At 66.0% G+C, this 3,228-nt stretch carries 1 protein-coding gene and 3 pseudogenes; 2 read left to right on the top strand and 2 right to left on the bottom strand.

Going from position 1 to position 3,228, the window contains the following annotated elements:
• A pseudogene (locus AB0M26_RS31570) lies at positions 1-152 on the bottom strand (steroid 3-ketoacyl-CoA thiolase); the annotation flags it as partial.
• Between the two features lie 898 nt (positions 153-1,050).
• Between AB0M26_RS31570 and AB0M26_RS31575 the strand changes: the two are divergent.
• Positions 1,051-2,067 (top strand): substrate-binding domain-containing protein, encoded by a 1,017-nt coding sequence (locus tag AB0M26_RS31575; RefSeq protein WP_365266396.1) that lies wholly within the window; start codon positions 1,051-1,053, stop codon positions 2,065-2,067.
• Between the two features lie 103 nt (positions 2,068-2,170).
• Positions 2,171-2,726: pseudogene (locus AB0M26_RS31580) on the top strand (transposase); the annotation flags it as partial.
• On the opposite strand, the pseudogene AB0M26_RS31585 reads toward AB0M26_RS31580, so the two are convergent.
• A pseudogene (locus AB0M26_RS31585) lies at positions 2,727-3,141 on the bottom strand (ISL3 family transposase); the annotation flags it as partial.
• Between the last annotated feature and the right edge of the window lie 87 nt (positions 3,142-3,228).

A 3,228-nucleotide genomic window follows, 5' to 3' on the forward strand; every position in this document is an offset into this window, starting at 1 on the left:
TGCTCCACGCAGTCCGGCTTGATCCCGGTGCGCGCGAGAAGTTCCCTGTACGTCTCCCCCAGCAGATAGGCCGGGTGGAGATTGGCGAGCGCGCCACCGCGCTTGCCGATGGGGGTGCGTACTGCTTCGACGATAACGGGATCCGGGGCCATGAACACGTCCTCTCCTCACATCCGCAGGGCGTCCCGGCGCCTGCGGGCAGGCTGTCATCTGCTCCACGGCGGTGAGCGGCACGTCCGTCGCGCCAATTCCGGATTTTTACGACGTAGTGTCAGTGTGCGACTGAGGCTGGGGTGTACCGATGCGGCCGGTTGGCTGGTCGGTGATTACCGAAGCGCGGTGCGGTCGGAGGCGCTGGCGATCCCCGTGGGCGGCCGAGGGTCGCGGCCCACCTCCTGGTCGAGGCCACCACCGGCAACCGCACACACGCCCGGTGCACCGCCGTCGACCGCTCCACCAACATCGGCACCTTCAGCCAGTGGCCCAGGCCAGCAACAGACCCACCGCCTCACCCCAGCCCCACGTCGGCGCGGCGTTTTCCGCGCCTGGCTGGCGTACTCCCGCACGTCGCGTGCGGTTCGGGTACCGGCCGCGTGCCGCCGCCGGGGGCGGTGGGACCGGTCCCGGGGCGGGGTTGTCACGTTCGCAGGCGCGCATGTGCACGGTGGGGTTTTCGGTCCAGGGGAACATGTCGGTTCGGTACCGGGCTCGCTTCGGCTCGGCGGTGACGACCCGGAGCCGAAGCGACGTGGGTACGACGCCGAGTTCCCTGAGGGGCCGTGCGGCTCGTGCTGGAGACGGCAAGTCGGCCGCTGAGGTCGCGCACAATCTGGGCGTGCACGAGCACGAGAATACAAGACACTGACAAGGCGGCTCGGCGGCGCATCGACCGGTCGATGCCCTTCCCGCCCGGGCGCGGGACGCGCCTACACAAATGCAACGGATTTCTGGCGCGGAATACTAGCGTTTGCGCGGCTCGGGCAACCCGATGCGGGTACCCACGATCGACGAAGGAGCGATCGGATGAAGCTGGTTCGGAAGCCAGGTGCGGTGGCCGCGGGCCTCCTGACCCTCTCCATGGCGGGCTGTGGCTCCGTGAGCGGTGGGGTAACCCCCGCCGGCGGCGACTGGTCCAAGAGCGGCGGGGCATCGAGCAAGACGATGGTCACCGTGGTCAAACTGAAGGGGATCCCCTGGTTCGACCGCATGGAGAAAGGCGTGCGGACCTACGGCAAGCGCACCGGCATCGACACCCGCACCGAGGGCGGCGACGACGGGAGCCCGGAGAAGCAGATCCAGATCATCGAGGACCTCATCGCCCAGAAGCCGACGGCCATCACTGTTGTGCCGAACTCGCCCGAGGCCCTCTCCGGCGTCCTGGCAGAGGCCAAGGCAGAAGGAATCATCACGGTCGCCCATGAAGCGACAGGCATCAAGAACGCCGATGTCGACATCGAGGCGTTCGACAACGCCGTCTACGGCCGGAAGATCATGAACAACCTCGGCGAGTGCATGGCCGGCAAGGGCGAATACGTCCAGTTTGTCGGTCGGCTGACCGCGAAGACGCACATGGAGTGGGTTGGTGCGGCGTACGAGCGCCAGAAAGCGAAGTTCCGCGGCATGAAGCGCGTCGAGGACCCGATCGAGAGCACCGACAACGAGGCCACGGCGTACGAGAAGGCCAAGGAGGTGCTCGCCAAGCACCCTAACATCAAGGGCTTCCAGGGCTCGGCCAGTAGCAACGTTCCGGGTATCGCCCGCGCCATCGAAGAGGCCGGCCGGGAGAAGGACACGTGCGTGATGGGTACGTCGATCCCCTCGGCAGCATCCAAGTACCTTGTGACGGGGGCGATCGACAAAATCTTCTTCTGGGACCCGGCCCTCGCTGGTCAGGCGCAGCTCGAGATCGCCCGAATCCTCGCTGGCGGCGGCAAAATCATGGTCGGCACGGACCTGGGTATCAAGGGCTACCACAACCTCAAAAAGCTCAGCGGCTACGACAACGTGTTCATCGGCGACGCATCGATCGAAGCGGACGCCGAGACCGCCAATCAGTACGACTTCTGAGTGGGCGGTTCGTGAGTCTTTGAGTGGTTCTGCTGTCGCCTGATGGTGTGGCGGCGGGGTGGAATCTGCCGGTCCGCGGTTGTTGATCTGGTGATGTGTTCGGGTGAGTGAACGCAAGCCGTACCCGAGTGACTTATCGGACGAGCAGTGGTTGTTGATCGAGCCGGTGATCACCGCGTGGAAGGACCGGAACCGTTCGGTCAGCGGTCATCAGGGTGCCTACGACATGCGGGAGATCGTGAACGCGATCCTCTACCAGGGGGCGGACCGGCTGTCAGTGGGCCTATATCCCGCACGACCTGCCGCAGAAGAGCGCGACGTACTACTACTACTTCGCCGCCTGGCGGGACGACGGGACCGACCAGGTCATTGATGAGCTTCTGCGCTGCCAGGTCAGGGAGTGCGCCCGGCGATTAGAGGACCCGACCCTGGTGGTGCTGGACACCCAGAGTGTCCACGTGGCCGCCGGGGTTCCCGCCGCCACGAGTGGCCACGATGCGGCCAAGCGGGTGCCCGGCCGCAAGCGCGGACTGGCCGTGGACGTCCTCGGCCTGGTCATCGCAGTCGTCGTCCTCGCCGCGAACACCCACGACAACGCCGCGGGCATCATCCTGCTGGACCAGGTCTCCAAGCACGTCGGCGGAAGCGTCCGCAAAGCCGGCGTCGCGGTCTCGTTCCAGACCCCGGGTGAAGGAGTGCAGATGGGGCAGATCGGCTGCGCGGACCTGGACGATCCAGTGCGAGAGCTCGTCGCCATTTCCTTCGCCAGGCGTCAGGAGCTCGGCGAAGTTCTTGATGATGGTGGTCAGTTGGGTCATCTCGGGGCAGGCTGCGGTGAGCCGCGCCAGGAGGTCGTGATGCTCGGTCTTGAGGTTGTCGGGCCTGGTGAGGATCATCCGGGCGAGCCTGCGTGGGGAGATGTGGCTGCGGTCGGCGTCCGCGCGGCCTTGGTTTACGTACTTGTGCAGGAGATTGAGGCAACCGGCGAAGCCGAGGGCCTTGATCTTCTTTGAAGAGGTGCTGGACGGGGACGGCGGGGTCCTCGGCCCGGCGTTTGCGCAGGTGCTCGCGGTAGACACCTCACGATGCCAATGCGTCAAGCTGCAGCTGTCAGTTCGGTGGGGAACGCGGCCTGCTCGTCGAACAGTTCGCGGTGCTGAA

Origin of the sequence: Streptomyces sp. NPDC051776 (assembly GCF_040681345.1) — a bacterium.
In the GTDB taxonomy this organism is placed as follows: domain Bacteria; phylum Actinomycetota; class Actinomycetes; order Streptomycetales; family Streptomycetaceae; genus Streptomyces.